Origin of the sequence: Streptomyces sp. NPDC052101 (assembly GCF_040680235.1) — a bacterium.
Lineage (GTDB): Bacteria > Actinomycetota > Actinomycetes > Streptomycetales > Streptomycetaceae > Streptomyces.
Map to the genome: position 1 here is coordinate 1 of NZ_JBFAWH010000121.1, position 1,716 is coordinate 1,716.

The 1,716-nt window shown below is 69.1% G+C and carries 1 protein-coding gene and 1 pseudogene; both read left to right on the forward strand.

Going from position 1 to position 1,716, the window contains the following annotated elements; translation table 11 throughout:
• Nucleotides 1–287 precede the first annotated feature (287 nt).
• Nucleotides 288–1,182: pseudogene (locus AB0L75_RS44150) on the forward strand (IS5 family transposase).
• A gap of 113 nt (nt 1,183–1,295) precedes the next feature.
• A partial coding sequence (locus AB0L75_RS44155) for a leucine zipper domain-containing protein (protein ID WP_365191933.1) occupies nt 1,296–1,716 on the forward strand: 421 nt, incomplete at its 3' end.

Below are 1,716 nucleotides of genomic sequence, written 5' to 3' on the forward strand. Positions count from 1 at the left end.
GGGCTGGCCGCCTCGGCGGGGGCAGCGGCGGCGGCGACGACGGTCGGCACCGCCCACGCGAGGCTGCTGGCGACTCGGCGGCGGGAGGGGACGGACTGGGACGGCTGGGGCGCTGCCGACGTGGACTCTGACATGGGATGCTCCGAAACGTGAGAGGGGTGTGACACAGGATGTGTGTCCTCCTTCCAAGGTACGTCGTCGTCGACCGAGGGCAAGCCCCGGCCACCCCACGGCCCCCTAGGGCGTGTCTGAGAATAGATGCACGAGTCAGCTGAGACCCTGGGGACATGTCCCGGTTCCAGATGCTCTCTGACACCCAATGGGAGTTGATCGCCCCGATGCTCCCGACCCGGACCGGCCGCGCCGGCAGGCCGTTCGCCGACGCCCGCACCATGGTGGAGGCGATCATCTACCGATACAGGTGCGGAATCGCTTGGAGGGATCTGCCCGAGGTCTACGGGCCCTGGCAGACCGTGTGGACCTGGCATCGGCGCTTGGCCGAAGAGGGCACATGGGACACGGTGCTGGCCACGCTGACCGCCGCCGCTGACGCCGAAGGCCTGATCGATTGGTCGGTCTCGGTGGACTCCACGATCGCCCGCGCCCACCAGCACGCGACGAACATCACCCGCCACACAGGGGGATGGATCGAACTACAAGAATCCGCGTGAGGAGCCGGCCGATCACGGCATCGGGCGCTCCCGTGGCGGGCTGAGCACGAAGATCCATCAGCTCGTGGACGGGACCGGGCTGCCGCTGGTCAGCCTGATCACCCCCGGCCAGGCAGGGGACTCCCCGATGCTGCTTCCTCTTCTGGCGCAGCTGCGCGTGACCCGGCCAGTAGGGCGGCCCCGGACCCGCCCCGAGGCCGTGCTGGGCGATAAGGCGTACTCCTCCCGGGCGATCCGCACCCACCTACGTGCCCGTGGGATCAAAGCGGTCATCCCCGAACCGGCCGACCAGCAGGGCCACCGCAGACGGCGCGGTGCCCGCGGCGGGCGCCCCGTCAGCCTCGACGCGGACGCCTACAAGGGCCGCAACGTCATCGAGCGTCAGTACGCGCACCTGAAGCAGTGGCGGGGTCTGGCGACCCGGTATGACAAGTACGCGATCGTCTACCGGTCCGCTGTGGTGCTGAATGCTGTGATCGCATGGTCCAAACGATTGTCAGACATGCCCTAGGTGTTGTGGGTCATGAGGTTCTTGCCACGGGGTACGGGCTGAGATGAGACGAGTGGGCCTCTCCCGCAGGATGGAAGTTCCTACACCACCGACCTGCCCGAGAAGACCCACTCATGACTCACGCTAACGCACCCCTGACCCCGACCGGCCGTCTCAGGATGGTCCACCGCCACCTGCACGACGGGATCCCGCAGGCCCACGTGGCCGCCGAGTTCCGGGTGAGCCGGCCCACGGTGGCCACTTGGGTCGCCCGCTACCGCGCCCAGGGAGAAGCCGGCCTTCAGGACCTGCCCAGCCGGCCGCACCGTTCACCTGCCCAGCTCGACCCGGTCCTGGTCGCCCAGATCCACGCCCTGCGGCGGGAGCGCAAGTGGTCCGCACGGCGCATCCATCACCACCTCGTCTCCGAGGGCCACCGGGTGTGTCTTCGTACCGTGGGACGGTGGCTGCACCGACTCGGGATCTCCCGCTTACGGGACCTGACCCCGGCCGGGGAAGACCGGCGAGCTTGTCGGTCTCGCGGGAGGCCGTGCC